Source organism: Kribbella sp. NPDC002412, assembly GCF_053592935.1.
Genome location: NZ_JBSFBL010000083.1, coordinates 1 through 23320 on the forward strand (window position 1 = coordinate 1; position 23320 = coordinate 23320).

General features: G+C 66.5%; 19 protein-coding genes and 1 tRNA gene. 12 read left to right on the top strand and 8 right to left on the bottom strand.

The window, feature by feature from the left end; all coding sequences use genetic code 11:
• The 3 genes from ACWCOV_RS38300 to ACWCOV_RS38310 all read right to left on the bottom strand — a co-directional run.
• Window positions 1-483, bottom strand: a 483-nt coding sequence (locus ACWCOV_RS38300) for an AlbA family DNA-binding domain-containing protein (protein WP_449834281.1), incomplete at its 3' end; no start/stop codon positions are given.
• Between the two features lie 1593 nt (window positions 484-2076).
• On the bottom strand, window positions 2077-2670 hold the full coding sequence (locus tag ACWCOV_RS38305) for a hypothetical protein (protein ID WP_449834282.1): 594 nt from the start codon (window positions 2668-2670) through the stop codon (window positions 2077-2079).
• A gap of 879 nt (window positions 2671-3549) precedes the next feature.
• The gene (locus ACWCOV_RS38310; protein WP_449834283.1) at window positions 3550-3894 is read right to left on the bottom strand and encodes an SOS response-associated peptidase family protein; all 345 of its coding nucleotides are present in this window, start codon (window positions 3892-3894) and stop codon (window positions 3550-3552) included.
• 806 nt (window positions 3895-4700) lie between these two features.
• Here ACWCOV_RS38310 and ACWCOV_RS38315 point away from each other — a divergent pair.
• Window positions 4701-5303 carry a hypothetical protein gene (locus ACWCOV_RS38315; protein WP_449834284.1) on the top strand — a complete coding sequence of 201 codons (603 nt, stop codon included), beginning with the start codon at window positions 4701-4703 and terminating at the stop codon, window positions 5301-5303.
• 643 nt (window positions 5304-5946) lie between these two features.
• Here the strand turns inward: ACWCOV_RS38315 and ACWCOV_RS38320 are convergent.
• The 3 genes from ACWCOV_RS38320 to ACWCOV_RS38330 form a co-directional block, all read right to left on the bottom strand.
• Window positions 5947-7269 carry a tyrosine-type recombinase/integrase gene (locus ACWCOV_RS38320; RefSeq protein ID WP_449834285.1) on the bottom strand — a complete coding sequence of 441 codons (1323 nt, stop codon included), beginning with the start codon at window positions 7267-7269 and terminating at the stop codon, window positions 5947-5949.
• A gap of 85 nt (window positions 7270-7354) precedes the next feature.
• Window positions 7355-7427, bottom strand: a tRNA-Lys gene (locus ACWCOV_RS38325).
• A 27-nt stretch (window positions 7428-7454) separates the two neighbouring features.
• Complete coding sequence (locus ACWCOV_RS38330) at window positions 7455-9332, bottom strand: alpha-N-acetylglucosaminidase TIM-barrel domain-containing protein (RefSeq protein ID WP_449834286.1); 1878 nt, start codon at window positions 9330-9332, stop codon at window positions 7455-7457.
• Window positions 9333-9470: 138 nt separating this feature from the next.
• On the opposite strand from ACWCOV_RS38330, the gene ACWCOV_RS38335 reads away from it, so the two are divergent.
• From ACWCOV_RS38335 to ACWCOV_RS38360, 6 genes are all read left to right on the top strand, one after another.
• The gene (locus tag ACWCOV_RS38335; RefSeq protein WP_449834287.1) at window positions 9471-10709 is read left to right on the top strand and encodes an ROK family protein; all 1239 of its coding nucleotides are present in this window, start codon (window positions 9471-9473) and stop codon (window positions 10707-10709) included.
• Window positions 10702-12006 (top strand): ABC transporter substrate-binding protein, encoded by a 1305-nt coding sequence (locus ACWCOV_RS38340; protein ID WP_449834288.1) that lies wholly within the window; start codon window positions 10702-10704, stop codon window positions 12004-12006. Before ACWCOV_RS38335 ends, ACWCOV_RS38340 begins: the two co-directional genes overlap by 8 nt.
• On the top strand, window positions 11996-12862 hold the full coding sequence (locus ACWCOV_RS38345) for a carbohydrate ABC transporter permease (RefSeq protein ID WP_449834289.1): 867 nt from the start codon (window positions 11996-11998) through the stop codon (window positions 12860-12862). The genes ACWCOV_RS38340 and ACWCOV_RS38345 overlap by 11 nt, the downstream gene beginning before the upstream one ends.
• Window positions 12859-13680, top strand: a complete 822-nt coding sequence (locus ACWCOV_RS38350) for a carbohydrate ABC transporter permease (protein WP_449834290.1) — start codon at window positions 12859-12861, stop codon at window positions 13678-13680. The genes ACWCOV_RS38345 and ACWCOV_RS38350 overlap by 4 nt, the downstream gene beginning before the upstream one ends.
• Before the next feature lie 97 nt (window positions 13681-13777).
• Window positions 13778-14413, top strand: coding sequence for a hypothetical protein (locus ACWCOV_RS38355; RefSeq protein ID WP_449834291.1), 636 nt, complete (start codon window positions 13778-13780; stop codon window positions 14411-14413).
• A 46-nt stretch (window positions 14414-14459) separates the two neighbouring features.
• Window positions 14460-15425 carry a DUF5937 family protein gene (locus ACWCOV_RS38360; protein ID WP_449834292.1) on the top strand — a complete coding sequence of 322 codons (966 nt, stop codon included), beginning with the start codon at window positions 14460-14462 and terminating at the stop codon, window positions 15423-15425.
• Here the strand turns inward: ACWCOV_RS38360 and ACWCOV_RS38365 are convergent.
• Window positions 15422-18856, bottom strand: coding sequence for a putative Ig domain-containing protein (locus ACWCOV_RS38365; RefSeq protein WP_449834293.1), 3435 nt, complete (start codon window positions 18854-18856; stop codon window positions 15422-15424). The genes ACWCOV_RS38360 and ACWCOV_RS38365 overlap by 4 nt on opposite strands.
• A gap of 233 nt (window positions 18857-19089) precedes the next feature.
• On the opposite strand from ACWCOV_RS38365, the gene ACWCOV_RS38370 reads away from it, so the two are divergent.
• On the top strand, window positions 19090-19668 hold the full coding sequence (locus tag ACWCOV_RS38370; RefSeq protein ID WP_449834294.1) for a G5 domain-containing protein: 579 nt from the start codon (window positions 19090-19092) through the stop codon (window positions 19666-19668).
• On the opposite strand, the gene ACWCOV_RS38375 is transcribed toward ACWCOV_RS38370, so the two are convergent.
• The gene (locus tag ACWCOV_RS38375; RefSeq protein WP_449834295.1) at window positions 19665-20261 is read right to left on the bottom strand and encodes a TIGR03086 family metal-binding protein; all 597 of its coding nucleotides are present in this window, start codon (window positions 20259-20261) and stop codon (window positions 19665-19667) included. The genes ACWCOV_RS38370 and ACWCOV_RS38375 overlap by 4 nt on opposite strands.
• A gap of 52 nt (window positions 20262-20313) precedes the next feature.
• Between ACWCOV_RS38375 and ACWCOV_RS38380 the strand changes: the two genes are divergently transcribed.
• The 4 genes from ACWCOV_RS38380 (at window position 20314) to ACWCOV_RS38395 (ending at window position 23003) form a co-directional block, all read left to right on the top strand.
• The gene (locus ACWCOV_RS38380; RefSeq protein ID WP_449834296.1) at window positions 20314-20733 is read left to right on the top strand and encodes a MarR family winged helix-turn-helix transcriptional regulator; all 420 of its coding nucleotides are present in this window, start codon (window positions 20314-20316) and stop codon (window positions 20731-20733) included.
• Window positions 20734-20811: 78 nt separating this feature from the next.
• Entirely contained in the window at window positions 20812-21672 is an 861-nt protein-coding gene (locus ACWCOV_RS38385) for a hypothetical protein (RefSeq protein WP_449834297.1), read from the top strand.
• Window positions 21673-21834: 162 nt separating this feature from the next.
• Window positions 21835-22344 (top strand): sigma-70 family RNA polymerase sigma factor, encoded by a 510-nt coding sequence (locus ACWCOV_RS38390; RefSeq protein WP_337010419.1) that lies wholly within the window; start codon window positions 21835-21837, stop codon window positions 22342-22344.
• Complete coding sequence (locus tag ACWCOV_RS38395; protein ID WP_449834298.1) at window positions 22341-23003, top strand: anti-sigma factor family protein; 663 nt, start codon at window positions 22341-22343, stop codon at window positions 23001-23003. Before ACWCOV_RS38390 ends, ACWCOV_RS38395 begins: the two co-directional genes overlap by 4 nt.
• Window positions 23004-23320 lie beyond the last annotated feature (317 nt).

The following is a 23320-nucleotide window of genomic DNA, read 5'->3' on the forward strand; positions in this document are numbered from 1 at the left end:
CAGGTCGGCCGGGTCGCCGCGGACGAGAACGTGGTGATCTTCGGCTGCGGCGGCGGCACGGCGTACTCCATGTGGCGCTGCATCACTGGGCGGCACGACCAGGAGGTACACCCCACGCGTCGGGTCCTCGGGATGCGGCAGTGAGCCGATGGTGAGGTCCGGGAGCACCGGAGTCACGTTGTCCACGAGAATCTTGACCATCCGGACTCGTTCGGCGTCCGTGATGTCGACGCCCGGCACGTCGGTAGCGCGGCCGTCCGTGTCGGTTACGCCGAGTATCACCATCCCGCCCGCGGAGTTGGCGAACGCCGCCATGTCGGATGCGAGCGAGTACTTGCCCTTGTCATTCCCGCGGTACAGCTCCGACTTGAAGTCGAGCGTCTGTTCCTCGCTGAGTCCTTCGTCAATCAGGCTGATCAGCCTGTCCCAGGCCAGGTCGCCCAGCCGGCAGCCCAGCAGAAGTTCGAGGCGCGGGATCCGCACCCACTCTGGAACGCTCCACTGTCCGGTTTCCCCCATATCATCCTTCCCCTAGCTCTCTCAGGTGTGACGAACGCGAACATAGCCTGGCGACATCTGTTGCGTCGCGTCGACGCACGAGTTGGCCGCTTGGCGCCCCGCCGCGCAGCGCAAGCAGTAGCACGCTGTCAGCCCTGACAGCTCCCAGCGGCGCCCGGCTCGGGAGGCCGGTGCCGCCGGCCGTGGGGAGCGACCACTGTGGCCGGTCGAGACAGCAGCGGACTCGACGTGGACCCGGCGACATAGCAACTGTGGTCGTGCGGACTCGCCGAGAGCGGGAAGGACCCGGGAGGAGGTCTGTGGGTCGTACGAACTGGCGGTCTCGTTGCTATGGGCCACCTTTCATGTCTCGCAGCGGGCGAAGTGACCTCGACGTCGACCTACAGGTCCACTCGTTAACGCTGAGCAGTGAATCGGCGCGATCACAGGCGCGCCGGCCCTCTCGAGATCCGGGGACCCCAGACGCGCCGACTGATTCAGGTGGCGGCTCCGCGGCTGGTGGCCGGCTGCGGTTGTGGCTGGCGCGATCCAACAGCCAGAAGTGTGAGTCGTCGGCGGAGGCAATGGGGTGTGCCATGCAACCAGTGGGCAAGCTGGCTGCGACCTGCGGAGGTAGACCGCTAGCCTGGTGTCCTTGAACAGCCGCGCGGCGGCCGGCACAACCAGCATCTCGTGACACGGTTCGTGACGCGAACTGGAGTCAACTCCGCTGGCATAGCCTTCTGGTGAGGCCATCGCCGCCACTCATGACGCCTAGAGATGGCGAAGTTCGCGCGATCGCGCAGCTTTTAACCCGCAGGCTGTGGTTGTGATCCCATTGTCTTCCGGCCAGCTCACCTCTGACCGCGGCGGAAGCCGGAGGAGCCCGTCGGCGTGGTCACGCTCGTGGTGCGACTTGTGGTGCGAAGTGGTGTCAACTCATGCACGGTATGTTGCCGTGGTGCGAAGCAAACGATGGCAAAGGTGCTGGTAGAGGCCAGATGCGGCGGCGTCGTCCCTCCTCGTAATGAGAAGCTCCTCGGTTCGATGGCCGAAATGAAGTCGCGGGACCTGTCTTGCCTGTGGCGAGGGAACGCTACGTGGCAGCGTGGATCGATCCGTCGGATAGAGCCCTGTCGGACCCGGCATCTGCCCGTCAGTTTTCGCGAGCGGTCCGGTGCCGTAGGTGAGCTTCCGCGCAGCGGCCACCCTGCTTGACGGTCATCAACACGAACGAGAGCTAAATGACTGTCTGAATCGAAGCCAGGAGCTGGGTGCCCTTCGTCCCTAGGCCAGCCAGCAGCCGCGCCTCGATCGGCTCGGCCGCAGGTGCAGCTAGGCGGACATCTCCAGTTCGTCGGCCGAGTACGAGGAGACTAGAGGGTCGTCAGCTCCCGCGATGTGGATCTCGACGGTAATCCGCCCATTGCGAACCTCAGTCACTGTAGCTTCATGGATTCTGGCGCCGAGATGAACCTTGACCTTGCTACCTGGTCGAAGCCGGCCAACTGACTTGGTCACACGGCGTGGCGTGGCTGCAGGCGTACTGTCACGCTTTGTAGCCATCTTGGCCTCCTCTCACCATGGCGCTACCGTCCCGTCTAGGTCCTTCAAGTATGTGCCCACGACACGGTCAAGGCCAATAGCGACGCCGTTCAGGGCCGATCTCCAGTTCCGGAAGGTCGCCAGTGTCAATGGTTGCAGTGCCGAGGCCTCAGCGAGGTCGGCCGGGTTCTGGTGAGCAATCGCGTTCCGCGCCAGGATGAGGCGGTCTAGCTTGCCAGTCCAGCCCCTGTACCGGCGGGGGTACGCCGCCTTCAGTTCTGTTGCGACGCTCACTCCAAACTTGGCGAAGTCACTGCCGATGTTTCCCCAGTTGGCGTTCCCTATATCAAGCTTACGGCCGGTCGTCAGGAGCGCTCGTACCACGGTGGCCGTCTGAGCCTCAGACGAGAGTTTGGAATTGAGGAAGGCATCGATGGCCTCGTCGTGGAGATCTCGGCAGTAGCCCTGAAACTCTGCGGCAAGTCGAACAATCAGTGCGTGATTGACTTCCACTGTCAGCCACTTGCGGCCGGGAGACCCACCGGACACTGCGCTGTGCGCCGCCACCAGATTATCAAGCGCAGCCGATCGCTCGGTCTGCCATCTGCCGAGGGCCGCCGAAGCCATGATGGGAACTATAGAGCAGTCTGCGGCATGGGGTTTGCTGCTGGCCCTAGGCCAGCAGCAACGAGGGAAGTCCGTGGAGCTCGCGAGGTGGAGCCGCTATTGCAATCGAACCGACGACCTTCTCACTGCGAGGAAGACCTATTGCCCTGCATACGCTGCGGCAAGGTACAGCTTCGTGCCGGGGATGCTCGTCTGTCATGCGATCAGACGCACCCGGGCCGGCATCGCGGGGTCCAATTCCAGGACCCCGGCTTGGTTCAGCAGAACCGCGATGTAATTGGCTGTTTGCCTCGGAACACACGTCTTCAGATACTCGTCAAGAGTGCCCGGGTTACCCGCGAGAACGCGGTTGGCTCCGACGGGGACCCAACCGCGCCCACGCAGAAAGTCGACGATGCCTTCCAGGCATTCCCAATCAAACCGCGTCGCGGTTCTCTTCGCCCCAAACTGGAGGACTACGCCCTCGGAATCGATGCTGTCCACGACGAAACTGGCTCTTCCGGTCGGTGTGGGCAGCCGCATGTCCCGCTGGATCGACGCGCGAATCGCTCGTTCTACTGGGCCTTGCACGCCTCATCATGTAGCTAGCCCCCGACGTGAAACAACCAGGAGGCGCTGATCCAGGCGGATCGGGCTGGACGACGGGGAGGCATGAACCGGGATGCTGGCTGCCTCGCCAAAATCGCTGGGCAGACTGTGAAGCGCCACCAGCCGCGGTGCCCACGCGGCCTGTCGTTCAGTGTGGCGATTGTTCGGCCGGGAGCGGCTCCAGCAGTTCGGGGCCGTTGTTCTTCACGTCGTTGACCGCCAGCAGGAGATCGCGTAGATGTCCAGCGTGGGCGTGGCGCCATCAGGCCACCCACGGTCTCCACATCGTCGTTACGTGGATCGAGCCACGCTCTCCTGCGCGACCGCCATCGGCATCCGTTCATGGATGCGGCCCACGTCGTCGGTGGCGGTAGTGGTGATGATCGTGAACGAGGTCAGCCAGGCGTCCGGATCATCGGCCAGCTTCGACTCATCACACCAGAACTCAACTGGCCGGCCAGCGCCAGCAACCGCCCGACTCGGCGGGATGGATCCGACTCGGCGGGATGGATGAAGAACAGCTGCTTCAACGGCTTCCCCGACTTGCCGAGCTTCGAACGACGGTGGCGCGTCCTCGAGCCGGTTTCTCTGGTTCCTGGCGGACTTGGTCTCCAGAGAGGTAATCGGCCCGGCCATCTGCACAGTTAGGCCATGGCCCTTGCGGTGATGGCGCTGAGTCGCGGCCCGTGTTGAGGTCGAATTGGATTGGGCCACACCGGACGAGATCGACGACGTTCAACCTGACTTCGAGCCGTTGACTCAGGACAACATGCGTAGCATCATCACAAAGAAGGACAGGCTGCCGCACTGGGGTGCCTGTCCGCAATTCCTTTGGGGGGACCATGGGGAGACGCACGCACATTGCCTTTGCGGCGTTGGCAATCATTTCTCTTGCCCTCACAAGCTGTGACGACAAACCAAAAGATGTGTCAGAGCCCGCGGCCATCCATGCCACATTAAGCTATCAAGACTCAAATGGAGTTAGACCCGTAATTGATGCCAAAGTCGAGGTCTGGACACTAAGTAAGACGGGCGGGCTCTGGGCATGGTCCCTTCGGAAGACCCTGCGCACTAATGAGAGTGGAGTAGTCCAGACAGAGATAAGCGACCGAAAAAATGTAACGCAATTCGTATTGCGCGTATACTCCGCCAACTCTGCTGCCTTTTGTTGCACGGGACCTGCCCCAACGCAAGCGAAGGATGGCCTAAGGTACGTGTGGGCGGATCCAGGGATGCCAAACATATCTCCGGACGGCGGCAGTGTGACCTGGAATTTCACGTTCTCCGGAATATGGGCGAACGTGTTCAATATAATCGAGACAATTCGGCACGGCGCTCTCATCATGCATGCCAATCGGGGACAGGGGCGTGTCGACCCTCTCGATACGCTCCACGCCGCACACGTCGCTATCCAGAGCTGTCCCATCACTGGCGTTCCATGCATGTATCCCATCAGCGGCGACCTCCGCATACAGCCAAAATATGCGATGCATGATGACCTTATCTTGCATGAGTACGCGCATTGGCTACAGCACGATATTGGAAGTTTGGCTTGGATAGGAAGCGATCACAATGGCTGCACAATTACCAATATTGCAGTCCTCAGTGGAGGAGGCCTGCCGCCTAATCACCCGGATCGAATAGCCCAGGTTGCCTGGATGGAGGGGTTCGCTGACTGGTTCTCGGCCCACGTCATGCGCGAAGCCCGTCCCACCGGTCCGCCCCTCTACGCTTCCAGGGCGATGCCAGACTTGAGAGCAGCGGACAATCTCTCAATGTGTAGCGATATTCCTGACGGTTTCGGCGAATACGTGGAATTTCGGATTGCTGCGAGCCTCTGGGACCTTGACGATCGTAATAACGAGCCTGGGGACGCCGCGAGTGGATTCGCCCGGGACATCCTTCAGATCATGGACGATGACCTTGGGGGACGTGATTGGCCAACCCTGCGCCAGTTCGCAAAAGTTATGGCCCATAGACTTCCCGAGGCCGAGCTATATAGGGTGTTGTTTCATAATAAAATTGACCTGGTTGGCCTCGGCTAGCTCGTTCGGTCGTCATCAGAGCACTGGCCGGAGCGATTGTTGAATGAGCGGCTCGCCCGACCCCCGATGGTGCGCCCGCGACCTTCGGGAGCAGGCTGGCCGACGCCCAGCCTCACGTCAATGCCTGCCAGGCTGCACCGTAGCCAACTGCATTGAGCCTCAACTGTGTGCGACGACGCGCTAGACCATAAGTTCGAATTAAAGAGCCCCATTTGAGGTTCCGCAGCTGCCGGACCGGCTCAGCATCCTCGCCGGCCCTCGCTCGGCGGGCGGGCCAGCACGGCCGGGCTGGGTCTCCATTCTGCCAGTCGTCTCGGGCCGGTGGCAGACCGACACGGTCCCCCGGAAGCGTTGGGGGTAAGCAGCTCACCGGGACCCGCACAATCACGCACTGGCAGCACGGCATGTTAGGCGTCGAGCAGGATGATGGGCTGCCGTGTCGACGGTCCCGGCCTGCCTGCCGACGTGGCCTCGCGCCTCGACGCCATGCGGGCGGCGGCTACACCCGCCGGTGGCTCCGGGCCAGGGACCGGCAACACCACTCCAGTGTCGCCGATCAGGCGCCTTGGCGCCGCGAGTTATCCACAGCTTCACCAGACCATGAGCCTTGACTGAGCAGAGGCCATTGCAGCGCTGCCGAACGTTAGTCACGTCGGCCGGGCCGCGGCATGCGGCTGGCCAGGAGTCCGGCGGCGCGCTTGTCGGACTCCGGAACCCAGGCGGCGTAGACGCGAAGTGTGGTTGTTCCGCCGCCTCCGTGGCCAAGCCGGCCCGCGACGGTTCGGATATCGACTCCAGCGCTGATCAGCTCCGTCGCCGAGTAGTGGCGCAGGGTGTGAAGGTGGCTATCGATGCCGAGACTCTTGCACATGCGGGCGTATCGGTGGGTGACTCCGTCAGGATTGCATGGCTTGCTGTTATCGGGCTCGTAGGAGAAGACATAAGCCGACTCGTTCGCTGGCACACCGAGCTGCGCCATGCGCTGCTCGTACGCTTTCCGGTGGATTGCCAGCAATTCCAACGTGTCGGGGTCCAAGGCGTTGCGGCGCATCTGATGGGTCTTAGTGTCTTTCTCGAGCTTCTTTCCACGACGCTGTATGTAGTTCCTGCGGAACTCCGCGACGCCCTCGCCGTCGAGATGAAGGTCGGACCACCGGAGAGCGAGGATCTCGCCGCGCCGACTGCCGGTGACCATTACGAGCCAGATGAGCATTCCCCAGGCAAGGTCCTCTTCCCAGGCGCGTTCGGCGATCCGGGCGGCCTGCGCAGCCGTGGGTGGTTTTGGCTGCGGCGGCTTCTGCTTGGGCTTCTTTGCTGTCTCGGCCGGATTGCTCGATATCCACTCCCAGCGGACGGCCATGTCAAGTGCCCCGGTGATGATCGCGTGGATCTGCCGGACGCTCGACTGGCCCATCGGCTTGCACACGTGGGGTTTGCATTCGATCACCGAGCAATCGGCGACAGCACAGTCATGCTCGGCCGCATCGGTTGCTGACGGCCGGCCCGGGCGCCGCCGGTGCTTGATCACCCGGCACTCGTGTGGCCGACTTGTGCGGTGGTCCACCATCGGCCGGCCCTCGCAGAGCGCGCTGCACCTTCGCAGCTTGTTGTAGAACTGCTCGATTGTGCGAGTCCTCAGCTCGGAGACCGGAACATCGCCGAGCTTCGGCCTGATGCTCCGTTCGAAGTAGCCCCGATAGCTGTCGAGGGTCGTTTCCTCGCCGTCGTGTCCTTCCAACCAGTTCTCGATGACGTATCCCAGCGTTGCCCGGGTGGCCGCGTTGCGCTGACTGTCCACCTGCGCCTGGAGCCGCGTCTGAATCCGCTCTACTTCATTCTCGTCCCGGGTGGACTCGCTGAGGTAGATGTCGTTGCCGGTTACAGGGTCCACGCCGGCGTAGACCCTGACGTTGTACGAGCTGCCCCTGAGCCTGACCGACCCCCGAGGCCGCTGCTTCCGAGCCATGCTGGAAGGCTAGCATGGACAAGGCCATGGACAGTCGGCTGATGGTCGGCAGCCTGACCTGGTCAAAAGACCAGGTCAGACGCGGTAGGCCCCGTGGGACTCGAACCCACAACCCGCGGATTAAAAGTCCGCTGCTCTGCCAGTTGAGCTAGAGGCCCTCTCACGAGGGTGAGGGGAATAGTGTGTCAGGTTTGTCCAGGGGTTTGCTGGTGGGGTGGGGGTAGGGCGGTGGAGTAGGTGGTGTGGAGGTGGCGGGAGAGGGTGACGAGGTTGCCCTGGGGTGCCGGGGGTGGGGCGGTGGTGGTCCAGCGGGAGAGGTAGTAGGGGGTGACCAGGCCGGAGTAGTGGCGGGCGGCGTAGTCGTTGAGGTGGGGGGTGGGGCCCCAGGTGGTGAGGATTTGATGGGCGTTGCGCTGGAAGAGGGCGCGGTCCTCATCAGTCTGGGCCCAGCGGGTGGCCTTGGATTCCCAGGTGCTGAGGCGGAAGTCGGGGTGGGTGGCGAGGAGGGCGTCCAGGGCGGGGAAGAGGGCCAGGAAGGCGTCGCGGTCGGTGAGGTTGTAGTGGTCGGCCAGGCGGGTCAGGTAGGCGATGGCCACCGTCACCAGGTCGTGGGCGAGCGGGCCGTTGAGCAAGGTCGGGTCGTTCTCGGCTGCGCTGATCAGCGAGTCCCACGCGCGGGCCAGGACGACCGGGTCGTACCAGAGCGCCGCTTGGATCTCCGAGGCTGAGTGGTACGACGGTTCCTTCGTCAGCACACCGTGGAAGTGTTCAGGGAAGATCGGGATCTCGCAGGAGTAGACGGTCGCCAGCAGATCTCGCCAGGCCGCGTTCAAAGCAGACGTCCCGTAGCGGCAGGTGGCCCAGGAGTCGAGCCAGTCCTCGAGGTCGACGGAGTCCCACGCCAGGTCGGCGATGAGCTCGAAGAAGACCGGGTTGTTGTGGATCGCCTCCATCGACAGGCCCAGGCCGGTAGGGGGATTCGAAGAGGCGAGGGCGGCCTCGACAGCGGGCACGACTGCCGGCAGATCGGCGGCGGGGTCGGTGCGGCCGCCGAAGTTCAGCAGGCCGCACCATAGCCACGGCTTGCCGCCGAAGCCGTCGAAGCGCTGCCACTGCGGATCGCGCTCCGCCCAGAGGTCAGCCACGAGCATCCCGTCAGCAGCGTCCAGAAAGTCCCGGACTCGGGCATCGGTCCAGAACTCCTTCTGGTACGAGAACGGCCAAGCCTGCATCAACCACACCGCGGCCGGGTCGGCGCCGCGCAGCCCCGCGAGCGTCGCAGCCGCAACAGTTCGCGGATCCGCGTCGACCGGGATCATCTCGATGAACGGATCCGCCGCATACACGTGATCGGTTCCGAGCAACTCGATCTGCGCCGACGTGATCGCCGTACCGATCGACGCATACAACGGATCCCCGGCATCCAGCACGACCGTCTCGAACCCCTGCCACTCACGCACCCGCCCCGGCGCAAGCTCCCGCGGGATGTGCCCGGTGAACGCCGGCAGCACCGGCGTCATACCGAAAGCCCGCTCCCGCTCGAGAATCCGCCGCCCCAACTCGAGATGTGACGAGATCCAGTACGACGGAAGCGGCCCACCGAAGCTGTCGAGACACCCCATGTACTGGAACGGCAGGTACCCAGGCCCACCCAGAAACGTCCGTACGGCGTCGGCCGGCAACCCCAGCCGGGTGTACGCCTCGAACAGCACCGCCTCGTGCCCGGTCAGCGCGAGCGGCATGGTCACGCCGTGCAGCGCCATCCAGTCGATCTCGCGCTCCCACTCCGACCAGTCCCAGTACGCCGTCGTGTAGCTGAACGTGCAGAAGTTCAGGTAGTAGAACTCGCTCACCCGCGCCTCGCCGCGCGTCACCCCGCAGTCCGGCAATGGACCGAGCCGAAGGGGCAGGACGGTGTCCCAGCCGACCGAGCGACCGCACACGTTCCGCAGGTAGTGGTGGAGGCCGACCGCAGCACTCACCCCGTCCGTCGCGGCCACAGTGAGCTCGCCGCCACGGGCGGAGTACTCGAACCGCCGCCCACCACCCAGCAGTCCGCCCAAGCCGACGGACGCGCCCAGAACCCGCTGCGCCAGACCCTCGAGGGCCGAAATCCAATCCGTCTGAGTGCTTGACGGAGTTAGTTTCGTGCGATCCATAATAAATACCCTCGCACACCGGACAGCGCATCGGAAAGGGTGATGATGGACGAACTGGTCGCCGTGGGCACCGAGCTCATGCGTGGGATCAACGCGGACGCCGTCCTGCGGCAGCTCCGGGCCGAGTCCAGCATGACCGTGTCCGCGCTGGCCAAGAAGGTCGGCCTCAGCCGGCAGGCGGTCACCCGTTCGCTGGTCGCGCTGGAGGCCGAGGGCCTGGTCGAGTTCAGCGCGCCCGAGCGGAACGCGGCCAAGGTGGGCCGGCCGGCGCAGCGGGTGCGGTTCGTCGCGGAGGCCGGCCGCCTGCTCGGCCTGTCGATCAGCCCGCAGGACGTCCGCGTCGCGGTGTCCGACCTGGCCGGCGCGATCCTCGCCACCAGCACGGTCCAGCTCGACACGGGAACGAGCGGAGCGGACGGCGTCGAGGTCCTGGTGGCCACGGTGCAGCGGATGACGAAGGACGCCGACATCTGGTTCGCCACCGTCGGGGCGCCGGGCATCGTCGACCTGGACGCCCAGGTCATCAAGCTCATCCCGAGCATGCCCGGGCTGGCCGGCGACCTCGTCGTACGGCGGCTGAGCGAGGTCCTCACGTGTCCGGTGTACCTCGACAACGACGTGAAGCTGGCGACGCAGGGTGAGCGCTGGCGTGGTGCGCAGCGGCGCGAGGACTCGGTGGTGATGATCCACTGGGGTGAGCGGGTCGGCGCCGGGATCGTGATGCAGGGCGAGCTGTACCGCGGTGCGTCCAACGACTCCGGTGACATCGGCTTCCTCGACCTGCTGGCCGGCGATACCCGGACGAACCCGGACGGCCTGGGGCCGTTCGAGGACTGGGTCGGCGCCGACGAGATCGTCCGGCTGGCCGGGTTGCGGACCACGTTCGAGGAGGTCCTGGGCGCGTACGTCGCCGGTCACCCGGCCGCGGTCAGCGCGGTCGAGACCGTGGCCGGCCGGTTCGCCAAGGGCGTCGCCGCGATCCGGTCGATCCTCGACCCGCAGCTGGTCGTGATCGGCGGCCCGATGGCCAGGTGCGGCGAACCGTTGCTCGAGGCAATCCGCCGCCACCTGGACAGCCAGGCCCTCAACCAGCCGCCGCTCGCCGTGTCCTCGCTGGGTGACGACGCCGTCGTGTACGGCGCTCTGCACCACTGCCTGGCCGAGATCGAGCGGACCCGGTTCGAGCGGGTCAGGAGCAGTATCCGCCGAGCAGCCGCTCGCGGCCCACTACCGGCCGAGGCTCCACCGGCCGCCATCGGTGAAGGAGAATCCCATGCGTAGGACTGCCGCGAAACTGCTGGCGCTCGGGGCCGCCGCCGTACTCACCACCAGCGCCTGCGCGGGCGCCGGCGGCCCGCAGGCCGGACCCGCGACCCAGGCGAGCGTGGCCACCACGATCCCGAGCGACCCGGTCACCCTCACGCTCGCCTACACCGACGACCCGCCGACCAAGGCGCTGATCGAGGGCTTCCGCAAGAAGTACCCGAACGTCACCATCAAGCCGCAGCAGACACCGTTCAACGACTACATCAAGTCGATCAAGCTGGCGATGGCGTCGGACCAGCCGCCGGACATCGCCGAGTACAACCCCGGCGCGATGAACACGCTGGTCCCGGCCAAGCTCATCCTCGACCTGAACCCGTACGCAGAGGCGTACGGCTGGGACACCAAGTTCCCGCAGTCCAGTCTCGAGGTGCTCAAGTCGGACCAGTCGGCCAAGCAGTTCGGCACCGGCAACCTGTACGCCGTACCGGGCGGACTGTCGATCCTCGGCGTCTTCTACAACAAGTCGATGGTGTCCAAGGTGCCGGCGTCGCTGCCCGAGCTCGAGGCCGAGCTCGAGCGCCAGAAGGCCCAGGGCCGCACCCCGCTGAGCGTCGGCGCTCTGCAGGTCGGCGGCTTCCACCTCTGGAACGCGCTGCTGAACGTGATCGGCTCGGTCGACGACTACCGCGCCTGGGTCTACGGCAAGCCGGACGCGACGATCGTGAACGACAAGGCGAAGCAGGCCACCGAGACGCTGCAGCAGTGGGTGCAGAAGGGGTACGTCGCCAAGTCCGCCAACGCGACCGCGGACCCGGACGCCCAGGCGAACTTCGCCCAGGGCAAGAGCGCGTTCCTGGTCACCGGCAACTGGGCGGCGGCCGCGCTGGAGACGCAAATGAAGGACAAGGTCGGCTTCTTCCCGATGCCGAACCCGGCCGGCGGTGAGGTGAAGGTCGCCTCCGGCGCCAGCGTCGCGTACGCGATCTCGTCGAAGACGAAGCACCCGAACGTGGCTGCGGCCTTCCTGGACTACATGAGCTCACCGGAGGCTGCGCAGATCCAGTTCAGCGGCGGGTTCATGCCGGTGGACACCAAGGCAAAGCTCACCGCGACCGGGCTGCGGTCCGACATCGCCAAGCAGTTCGCGCCGATCGCCCAGGCCAACGGCATCGTGCCGTTCCCGGACTTCGCGGCGCCGGGGATGATCGACAAGCTGACGCCGGGGGTCCAGGGCCTGATCAACGGGACCACCACGACCGACCAGTTCCTCGCGTCGCTGCAGGAGTCGTGGACCGCCCACCATGCTGGGTAGACGCCGGGCGCGCGGGTGGGTCTACGTCCTGCCCGCGCTGCTGGTCTACTTCGGGTTCGCGATCTGGCCGGCGCTGAACACGGTCCGGCTCTCGTTCCTGAAGTGGGACGGCATCCTCGCGCCGACCTGGGCCGGATTCTCCAACTACACCAGGATCTTCCGGGACCCGACGCTGTCCGAGGCGATCCTCCACAGCCTGGTGCTGATCGTGTTCTTCTCCTTCGTCCCGGTGGTGGTCGGGCTGCTGATGACCGGCCTGCTGCTCGGCAAGGTCCGGCGCGGGATGACGTTCTTCCGGGTCGTGTTCTTCCTGCCGCAGGTGCTGCCGTTGGTTGCCGTCGGCATCACCTGGCGGTGGCTCTACAGCGAGGACGGCGTGATCAACCAGATCCTCAGCGGCATCGGGCTCGAGGGGATCACGCGGGCGTGGCTCGGTGACTACGACCTGGCCCTGATCGCACTCGGTCTGATCGGGACCTGGGTGATGAGCGGGCTGTGCATGATGCTGTTCCTGTCGGGTGCGCAGAAGATCGACACCGCGCTCTACGAGGCCGCGACGCTCGACGGCGCCGGTCCGTTGCGCACGTTCCGTCACGTCACGCTGCCCGGGGTTCGCGAGGAGGTCACGATCGCCGGCGTGATCACCACGATCGCCGCCTTGGCCAGCTTCGACCTGGTCTTCGTGACGACGAACGGCGGTCCGGCCGGGCAGACGAACGTGCCCGGGCTGCTCGTGTACCGGTTGGCGTTCAACGAAAGCCGAATCGGTGACGCCAGCGCGCTGGCCGTCGTACTGACCGTGCTGGTCGTCGCGATCGTGACGACGATCCGCCGAGTCGCGAGGGTGGGCCGATGAGAGCGCGCGCAGGGATGGGGCTTCGGTACGGCGTTCTGCTCGTGATGGCGACCATGGTGTTGCTGCCGTTGGCGGGGATCGTGCTGACGGCGTTGCACTCGCCGAGTGAGCAGGTCAGCGGCCTGAGCATCCCGGACCACTGGTCGTGGCAGAACTTCAAGCTGGCTTGGGTACAGGGCAACTTCACCAACCTGATGCGCTCGAGCGTGCTGATCGCGGTCTGCGTCGTACCGCTCGCGGTCGTGCTGGCGACGTTGGCGGCGTACGGGCTGGAAGTCCTGAAGGTGTGGGGCAATCGGGCGCTGTCGGGCGGGTTCGTGCTGGGGCTGACGCTGCCGGTCGAGCTCGTGGTCGTTGCCCTGTACTACAACCTGCAGCAGGTCGGGCTGACGAACTCCTACCTCGGGATCATCCTGGCTGAGGTCGCTCTGTTCATGCCGTTCGGCGTGTACTGGATGCAGTCGCACTTCGCCGGCCTGCCCGGTGAGCTGGTCGAGGCAGCACGGGTCGACGGTGCGCGCGATCTCGCCGTACTGATCCGGGTCCTGCTGCCGATCTCCTGGCCGGCCGTGACCACGCTGTCGGTGCTCTACTTCATGTGGTCGTGGAACCAGTTCCTGCTGGTGCTGGTGATGATGCAGGACCCGGACCGCCGTACGGCGCCGGCCGGGCTCGGGCTGTTCGTCGGCCAGTACTCCACGAACATCCCGCTGCTGTCGGCGGCGAGCCTGATCGTGATCGCCCCGATCGTGCTCGTGTACCTGACCTTCCAGCGGAACTTCGTCAACGGGATCACACAGGGAGCAGTCAAGAATTGACAGCCGGTTACTGTTCGTGACGGCCGGTACGGCGTACTCTCATGCCCAGGGGAGACGATCGCGCAGGGGGAGGCGCGCTCGGCGTTAGGGGGCAGGCATGAGTGTCGTGGAGCGGTCTGCGATCGCGCCGTCGCACGACGAGGTGGTGACCGCCTGGAGGGAGATCCTCGACCTGGCGAGCACCTTGGACCTCGCCGACCGGATCGTGATCGGCGTGAAGCTGACGGCGCGCGCCGACGCGCTGGCGATGCACGAAGGGCTGGCCCGGGGCGCGGAGGACCTGGCCAGGGACGCTCGGGCGTTCGCGGCGGCGGTGCGGTCGCAGAATCCACTGGCAAAGGTGTTCCTGGCGGTCGGGCTCGCCTCGGCCGCGCTCGGATTCTTCGGCCTGTGGTCGCTCTCGGCCCTGAAGAACACGCTGTTCGCCGACGCCACGATGCCCCAGACCACCGCAGCCCTGATCGGCGTCCTGACCGTGGCGTCGGGAGCCGTGGTCGTCTGCGTGATCCGCGGCGCCGTCGTAGCCGCACAGACCGCGGTCGAGGTGGTCGAGAACGTCAAACACCCCTGCACCGTTCTCCTCCAGGAAGTCCGGCCCGCCGAAGAGCGTCTCTTCGCCATCTTCAGCCAACGCGTCCCCGAGCCCCCGATCACGCCCGGCCCGCTGATCACCCTAGGCATCGCCGGCCTGCTGGCAGGGCTGCTCATCGCAACCCTCCTGAACGTCGGCTGACCGGAGCTCGCCCCGGAACGATTTAGGGGAGGGCTACATTGATCGGGTGCTGACCTACGAGCTGACCGCGCAGGATCTGGAGGACATCCGGTTCGCGATCTCGCCCGCGGCCGAGACTGTCCTCTCGCTGCGCGCGCTCCAGGATCCGGGTCGGTTTCCGTTGCAGTTGCCGTGGGTTCGGGCAGTGCAGCCGGTGCTGGAGCAGCTCGACTGGAGTGTGCTGCGGTGGCTGGTCAACGACACCATGGGCAGTCCGGACTTCCTCACACCGCGCCCGACGTCACCGCTGACCCAGTTCGACGAGGAGCTCGAGCTCGTCGGCGCGGTCGATCGCGAGACGTTCGAGCGGCAGTTCGTCGCCGTCACCGGGCAGGTGCCCGACGAGTTGGCCGGAGCCGATGGCATCACGCGGATCGTCGACGCGTTGGGCGAGTACTGGCGGACCGTGATGGCGCCGTACTGGGACCGGATGCGCACGATCCTGTCCGCCGACATCAGCTACCGCGGCCACCTCGTCACCCAGCAGGGCACCGCCGCGATGCTGAACGACCTCGCCCCGGTCATCAGCTACCAGGACGGCCGGCTGCGAATCGACCAGGTCAGCAACCCGAGCCGGACGGAGAGCATCAACGGCCGCGGTCTGGTCCTGCAGCCCACGCTCTTCGGCCCACATGCGGTGATCCCGTTCGACATCGGCGCCGAGCCGTTGATCGGCTACCCGCCGCGCGGCCAGGCCAACCTGTGGTCCGTCGTCGAACCGCCGTCGCGACGCGACCTGAACCAGCTCATCGGTACGCCGCGCGCCCACATCCTGGCCCTGCTCACCCACCCACGAACCACCAGCGACCTGGCCGCCGAGCTGAAGGTCACCCCGTCCGCCGTCAGCCAGCACCTGCAACTGCTTCGTCGTACCGGATTGGTCGAAGCGCAGCGCACCGGCAAGCTCGTGCTCTACCGCCCGACCGAGCTGGCCGGCCTGCTGACGGGCAGCAGGCCGGCCGACAATCCCTAAGACCTGAGCAGTTGTACTTCGGCCACGTTGGTGAAGCCGCCGTGGCCGTCGTACACCCGGATCATCGGTACCGAGACCGTCGAAGCCAACGGGAACACGTACCACTGGTTGCCGTCAGCAACACCGTTGATCGTGGCGAGCGTCGTCCACGTGGTCCCGCCGTCAGTCGACGACTGAATGAGCGTCCCGTTGGCCCGGCTCGGGAAGTTCGTCCGCGGATGAACCCGTACGGCGTCGAACTCCAACGGCGCGGTGACCTTGACCCACCCGTTCCCGCTGGTGGTGTCGGTGAACGTGTTGATGTTGCCGTCGAACATCCGCCACCCGTTGTCCTCCGCCGTACTGACTCCCGGGAAGACCACGCTCGACGCGACCACCCAGCTCGGCTGAACGGCGACCGTCTGTACGGCGCTGTTCCACAGCTGCAACGTGGATCCGTCAGTCGAGGACACGATCGTCGCGCCGACATCGCCTGCGGCCGTCGTGTAGTCGATCGCGAACTGCAGCGCTCGTCCGTAGCCGACGTCGTCCGGGAGCACCAGCGTCGCCGTCCAGTGCTGACTGTCCGAGCTCATGACCGTGGCCTCGCGTCCCTCGACCATCGCCTTGACCGCAGTCAGGGGCTCAGTGGCGGTCATGGTCAGCGTGACGGTGTCACCGTTCTGCGCGAGCTTCGGGTCGCTGTTGCTCGACGAGATCGACACCGTGTTCAGCGCCGTACTCATCTCGATCCGCTCGCCGTGCACCCGGAACTCGCTGAAGCTGGACAGACCTGGGTACGCCGGATCGGTCGGCACGCCGGGGTGGTCGACCTGGAGCTTGAGGAACCGGAAGCTCAGGTTCTTGACCTCGTCACGGACCGGGATCGTCTCGAGTTCGAACGCCCGGTCACTGGTGTTGGTGGTCTCGCGGGACGTCAGCAGCGTCCAGGTCCGGCCGTCGTTCGAGCCGTACACGTTGGCGCCTTCCGAGCGGTTGGCGAAGTTGTACCGCGCCTGCAGGCCGAACGCGTCGGCCCGGACCCGGAAGCCGCTGCCGTAGTCGAGGATCGCCGGCGCCCGGAGATCACCCGAGAAGGTGTTCAGGTCGCCGTCCAGCATGTTGCCGATGGCAACCGGCGTGATCGTCGCCGAGGTCGCCCGGCCCCAGTAGTCGAACGAACCGTCGTCCGCAAGCGTGGGCGTGAGCTTCTCCAGCGCGGCGACGGCCCGCTGTACGGCGACGAGGTCGGCGGCGAAGGTCGCGGCGTCGGCTGACTCGATGTGCGAGGTCGCCAACGCCGCTGCCGACGTGACGGCGGCTGCGCTCGATCGGACGTAAGCGGTCCCCGCGTCGTACCCCTCGAGCGCCGCGGCGATGGCCTTCTGCCGGTTGGCGGCGACCGTGACCGACACGCGGAGCACGGCGGTGGTCGTTCCGTCGTCGGCCACGACGAAGGTGCGGTGATCGCCGGCCTGGCTCGCGGTCGGCGTCCACGTGAGTACGCCGGTCTGCGTGTCCAGGGCGGCTCGGGTCGGGAGCGTCGTACCGGCGGTGTAGGTGACCGGGCCGGTGTCGGTGGCGGCCAGGTCCGTGGTGAAGGGCTCGCCGGCGACCGCAACCAGACGGGTGTCTGCGCCCTCGGGGAACGTCGGCGGAGTGAGCTGGCTCTTGGCCTGCAGGTTGACCGCATCGATGTCCACGGCAACCTTCGACGACCCGACGACCGTGTAGTACGCCAGCGACTCACCGCCCGCGCTCCCACGCAGCTTCGCGGTGTCCATATCGTAGGTGAGGTAACGCCAGGCGCCCTTCGTGTCCGGCACGGTCAGCGAGTAGTACGGCGCCAGCGTTCGCTCCTTGCGGATCTGGAGTGTGGCCGTGCCGTTGGTGCGGACCAGGACGCCGACCGGGCTGTAGCCGTTCCGGTTGTCGTAGAGCAGCGACCGTACGGCGATCGTCGTACCGGACCGACTCGCCTGCAGCCGGACGTAACTGTCGCGAACCGAGGTGCCGGAGGTGATCGGGAACGTCCGCGTCTCCGCCTGGATCAGCGCGTTCTGCTGCACCGGTGGGACTGTGCCGGCGACCGAGGCCGGGAACGAGAGCCAGGAGTCCGGATTCCAGTCCGGGTTGCTGTTCCAGTAGTTGTACGACGCTGTGCCCCAGTAGAACCGCGCGGCCGCGTCCTGCCTGGTCGCGATCTCGGTGATGCTCGGCGCGATCACGCGGATGGCGGCGCCGAGCTTGTCCTTGTAGAGGTGGTACAGCTCGTTGGTGGGGTCGAAGATCCGGCCGCGGTACGCCTGGGAGAGCACACCGCCGCGTCCGGTCGTGTCGATCCACGGGATGTCCTTGCCCAGCATGAACGCGAAGAACTGCTCCGAGCCGCGCAGCAGGCGGTAGTCGCCGAACTCCCACGGCGAGACCGCGTCCCGCCGCGTGGAGACCGTTCCGCGGACCGGGTCCAGCCGGGTGCCCTGGATGTCGATGACGCGGGCGAGCTGGGTGAGCATGCTGACGTCGTCCCAGGCGTGCGCCTGGTCGCGGCCCATCTCCTGCAGTTGCACGAACGAACGCCGGTACGGGTTGCGCGGGTCGTTCTTCGCGATCACCGGCATCACCTTGGCGAGCGCGCCGTTCGTGTCGTCGTCGGGGTTGGTGGAGTTCACCGAGAACCACTCGACCGCCTCGGCGTAGCGGGGCAGGTTGTCGGTGAAGACGTAGCCCGCGAGCGCGCCGATCAGCGAGTAGCTGTGCTGGTTCATGAAGTTGCGGTTGCGGTACAGGAAGGTCTGCGTCATCGGCACGATCAGGTTGGCGGTGAGCTCGGCGGTGTCGGCGTCGTTCCACCGCAGGTCGTAGCCGTCAGCGCCCGGGTTCACGCTCGAGTACCGCAGGATCTCCGCGGCCGCCAGCATCCGCAGCAACGGCGGGCCGCTGTGGATGTGCGCGTCCGGGTAGTAGGCGTACGCGGCCGGATTCATATGGCTCCAGATCCGGACCAGCTTCAGGCCGTTCGCGCGATGGACCGGGTTGCCGGTGATCACGTAGAGAATCGCCTGCGTGTAGGCGCGGAACGCGTCGTCGATGAACTGCGACTGCACGCCCTGTGAGTTGAACGCGCTGTTCGCCGGCCGGTCCACGACCGGGCCCTGGTTCCGCGAGCTGAACGTCGTGGAGGCGTACGGCGTCGCGATCATGGCGGCGTAGTACGACGCCCAGGGCTCGGCGCCGGCCTGGACCTGAGCGCGGGCGCGTTCCAGCGAGTCGGCGCTGACCGCGAGACCCGGATGCACGAACCCGGCGCTCGACGTGACCCGGTGCAGGGTCGGCGCCGGATACTCGGTGACCGCCGCCGACGCCGTGGACGGAACGGTCAGGATCGCCACCATGATCACCGGCACGCTCACCAGAGCCGCGCGGCGAAGTCTTCCCAGAACAGCCAACATGGACCCTCTCCTCCAGTGGTGTGCCCGCGAGCCTCGCACCGGCCCGACACCGCGGCAAGCGCTTACCGATCATCGAAATTTTCAGTTTGCTCCGGCGTCGGCCCCTCGACTTCAAACACGTCGCGGTGGTACAGATCGGAATTCATCCGGGAGGTCCGGGTGCTGACAATCCCACCGCGGGGGGAACTGCGGCGGGTTTGGGGGGAATTGTGCGTTTGTCTCGTGCTGCGCTGGTGCCTGCGCTCCTGCTGGTCGCGGGCGGTTGTGGATCCACCGGTACGCCGGAAGTCGCCGAGCCGGCCGCGGTCGTGGGGAGTCAGGCCGTGGTCACGCCGACTCCGACACCGACTCCGAAGGTCGTGGCTACACCGAAGCCGGCAACAAAACCGAAGCCGGTAACGATCAAGAAGACCGTCGTGGAGTTCAAGGTCATTCCGTTCAAGAAGAAGACCGTGACGGATTCCTCGGTGCCGAAAGGCGAGAAATCAGTCACCACGCAAGGGGTCAACGGAACGCGCCGGCTGACCTACGAGGTGACGATCGTCGACGGCAAGCAGACGGCGAAGGAGCTCGTCAAGCAGGAGGTGGCCAAGCAGCCGCGGACTCAGGTGACCACTGTCGGCACGAAGGTCGAGGAGGAGTCGGGGTGCGACCCCAACTACAGCGGCGGCTGCGTCCCGATCGCCAGTGACGTCGACTGTTCGGGTGGCAGCGGCAACGGTCCTGAGTACGTGCGCGGCCCGGTCACAGTCGTCGGCAACGACGTCTACGACCTGGACCGCGACAACGACGGACTGGGCTGTGAGGACTAGGCCTTCGGCCAGCTGGGGTTGCGGCCCAGGTGGGCGAGGATCTTGTCGAGAGGGTCGGCTCCTGACCAGGGGATGTCGGGGCCGAAGGGGGAGCCGGGGGTCAGGCGGAGGTCGCCGGTGGGGACGAGTTGGGCCACGTCACGCGCGGCGTCCAGGACCTCAGGGGTGAAGGTGACGGTGGCGCCGATCGACTTCGCGACGTCCCAGGAGTGCACCACGTAGTCGATGAAGTGGAAGCTGATCGCCTGCTGACCGGGGAACGGCTGATCGGTGCCGAACTCCGGCAGCGGGAACAGGCGCTCGGTCACACCCTCCTCGGCGAAGGCGTCCAGGACGTGCTCGGCGGAGTCGAGGTACGCCTTGACCGGGTCTGCGCCCAGGTCTCGGACCTTCCACCGGGCTTCGTCGCCGTCACCGCGGGAGGCGGCGGCGAAGCCGTAGTGCTGGGTCGCCATGTGCGCGAGCAGACCGTACAGCGTCCATGACCGGCAGGGAGTCGGCTTGGCGAGATCGTCGTCGGTGACACGCGTGACCAGCTCCATGCTGGCCCGGACCGCTTGCGCGTCGAGGGAAACGTAATCAACAGTAGGCATCTGCTTATCGTATGCGCCAGCTTATGATTGCGCCAGTGCTATCTTCCCTCGCGTGAGCGAGGAGCGTCCCGATCTCGCCGCGATGATGGCTCCGTTGATGCGGGCGCTCATCGCGGCGGAGTTGCCCGTGCTCGAGTCGAACGACGTCTCGATGTGGGGCTACGCCGTACTGACCGCGCTCGACGACACCCCGGTCCGGACCCAGGCCGCGCTCGCGGAGGCGATCGGGGCGGACAAGTCGCGCATCATCGGCACCCTCGACGAGTTGCAGGAGGCAGGCCTGATCGAGCGCACGCCCGATCCGGGGGACCGCCGGGTGCGGCTGCTCTCGATCACGGCCAAGGGCCGCCGGGTACGGCGCTCCGTGCGCAAGGGCATCCGGGTCGAGGAGGACCGCCTGCTCGCCACCCTCCCGGCTGCCGACCGCCAGGTCTTCCTCCGGGCGCTCCGCGAGTTGTACGACGCACGCTGAGCGCGTCCACCGTCCGACGGAGCCGGTTCCCCCGCCGGAGGGATCCGTGCCGCCGCGTGAGCGACTGAGATTGATCCCATGGCACGCACCGCGACACTCTTCTGGGCAGCGGCGTACGGATGTCTGCGGATCTGGTTCGCCACCGGTCACGCACCGAGTTGGAAGTTCCCCGGCGGCGACCTGCTGATCCCCGACTGGGCCGCAGTCCTGCTGTGCGTGCTGAGCGCCGCGGCTGTCCTGGCGTTGGATCGCCGACCGAGCTCCCGCTTTCTGATCCGGACGCTGTGGGCACTCGGCGCCGCCTGGGTCGCGGCCGCTGCGTTCGCCTTGCTCGATGTGGTCGGCAGCGTGCTGCCAGGTCTCGGACTCCCGTTCGACCTGCCCGGCATGCTGAGTCGGTTCGCCGCCCTCGGTGGCGCCGTACTCCTCGGCCGAACCGCGCTGACCTACCAACGCCGACTTGGTCCGGGGCGTTCGCTCGCGGAGATCCCGACCTGGGCGTACGTCGGCGCGTGGGCCGCGGTCGCCGGCTGCCTGATCCGGTTGGCCGCGCAGGCGGTTGTCGGCTTCGACAAGACGCCGTACGGCGCGAGCCTCTCGATGGTGTTGTTCGAGGCCGGCTTCCTGCTCGCCGGCATCGCCTTGCCGCTGCTACTGGTTTATCGCCTCGGCCGGATCTTCCCGCGCTGGATGCTGCTGCTTCCAGGTGCCGCGCTCGGCGGCGGCATCACGGCATACTTCGGCGTCGGCCTGCTCCAGATGATCGTGGCGGCCGTCCAGGGCAAGCCCGTGTACGGCGACATCGGCCTGCCGGACGCCTTCTTCTGGGTCGCCGTCCCGGCCTACCTGGTCTGGGGCGTCGGCCTGGCGACCGCGACGTACGGCTTCCATCTAGCAAAGCCGGTACGGCGAGCGCAACCGAGTCGGAGTGTGATCTGAAGTCACGATGCGTTGAACCCGGCGCTGCGCTGCTCTGTTCGGGATCGATGGCCTACGCGTACTTCACAGTGCACCAGGTGGATGCTTTGCTTCCTGTGCAGAATGGTGGCGAGAAGGCGGCCCGGCCGGGACCGCCCGATGCATGACAGAGCAGGAGCGCCGATGGCCGATGACCGGGCGGCGCTGTTGCGTGAGTTGCACGACGTGCACGCACCGGCCTTGTGGCGGTTCGTGGTCCGGCTGACCGGCGACGACCGGCTGGCCGAGGACGTCGTGCAGGAGACGCTGCTGCGCGCCTGGCGCCGGCCGCAGATCCTGACCGAGGACGAGGCGGGGGCCCGGGCCTGGCTGTTCACGGTGGCGCGCAATCTCGTCATCGACGACCGGCGCAGTGCCCGGGTCAGCCGCGAGGTGGCCAGTGACGACCTGCCGGAGAACCCGAGCGCCGACCACGCGAACGCCGTCCTCGACGCGTGGCTGGTGGCCGAGTCACTGGCACAGTTGTCGGAGGAACATCGGCAAGTGATTGTTCGTGCCTACTACGGGCGTCGTACTGTCACTGATATCGCCGAAGAGCTGGACATTCCGTCGGGCACCGTGAAGTCGCGGCTGCACTACGGGTTGCGAGCTCTCAAGCTCGCGTTGCAGGAGAGGGGGGTGACCAGCCAATGAGTGATCCGTACCGGGAGTGGGACGCCGCCTACCTGCTCGGCGCGTTGTCGGAGAAGGAGCGGCGCGAGTACGAGGAGCACCTGCGAACCTGCGACGAGTGCTCGGCCGAGGTCGCGTCGCTGGCCGACGTGCCCGGCACGCTGGCCGCGCTGCCGGCCGACCGTGCCCTCGCGACCATCCCCGCCGCCCCGCCGAACCTGCTGCCTGGCCTGGTCCGCGAGGTCCAGCGCGACACCCGCAAGCGGCGGGTCCGGATCGGCATGGCGATGGCGGGAGTCGCCGCGACAGCGGCCGCGGTCAGTGCGCTGATCGTGGTCCCGCTGAGCCGCGAGGAGCCCGAGGGCGACTACGTCGTGCTCGCGCAGACCGTCGCCAGCAAGCTCACCGCGGACGCGCGGCTGGTGCCGGAGCGCTGGGGGACGACGATCGAGATCAGCTGCCGGTACGACGAGCTGGCCACGCCGAGCGAACGCGCCCGGGGCTACGAGCTTTACGTCACTGACAAGTCCGGAAAGGCGCAGCTGATCGCGAGCTGGACGGCGGCCCCGGGGACGACGGTCAAGCCGGCCGCAACCACGAAACTGCAGCGCAACGAGATCCGGGCGCTGGACATCCGCAGCTCGGAAACCGGGCGGGTCCTGCTCGCCGTGCACTTCTAGTACGAACGCGTGAATGGTTGGTTACCGGCGGGGCACCTGAGGGGCAGGAGCAGTCGTCGCTCGAGCGGCCGGCTTCTCCAGGCCCCGGTGTTCAGGGACGTGCACCGGGGTCGCCCCTTGTCCGGCTCGCCAACGGTTGGCGCAGAATTTTCCTGCGATTCTGTAACACTCGGGCCGTCACCGGCGATACACCGTGTGTAACGCCACTGAGGATCCCGTCCCAGGTCAACCGCCCGAAGGGCCTGGGGCGGGGTTCTCGTCGTCGAGAGGCGCCACGGCCGCGTTACGCACGAAGGCCCCCGGTGAACACCGGGGGC